At 64.3% G+C, this 266-nt stretch carries 1 protein-coding gene; it reads left to right on the top strand.

Translation table 11 applies throughout. The features are described from left to right. Position 1: 1 nt before the first annotated feature. Complete coding sequence (locus FN960_RS24175) at positions 2-127, top strand: acyloxyacyl hydrolase (RefSeq protein ID WP_368854064.1); 126 nt, start codon at positions 2-4, stop codon at positions 125-127. Positions 128-266 lie beyond the last annotated feature (139 nt).

The following is a 266-nucleotide window of genomic DNA, read 5'->3' as shown; positions in this document are numbered from 1 at the left end:
CGTGGGCTACGTATTCTCGAACAAGCTGGACCTGGGCGTGCGCCTGCAGCACTACTCGAACGGCGGCATCAAGCACCCGAACGGCGGCGTGAACCTGGCGCTCGTGCGCGCCGCGTACCACTTCTGATCGCGTCCAGCCGGGTCCACGGCGACCCGGTACAAGTCACCTCGAGGTGATTTATGTGACAATCGGTCCATGCGGCGCCCCTCCAGGCGCCGCGAAAGACCGATCCGCATGGCCGATACCGATACCGTCAAACGCTACC

Source organism: Alkalicoccobacillus porphyridii (genome assembly GCF_007293315.1).
Lineage (GTDB): Bacteria > Bacillota > Bacilli > Bacillales > Bacillaceae_D > Alkalicoccobacillus > Alkalicoccobacillus porphyridii.
Note: the sequence above shows the minus strand (reverse complement) of the source record. Positions and strands in the feature narration are given on the sequence as shown.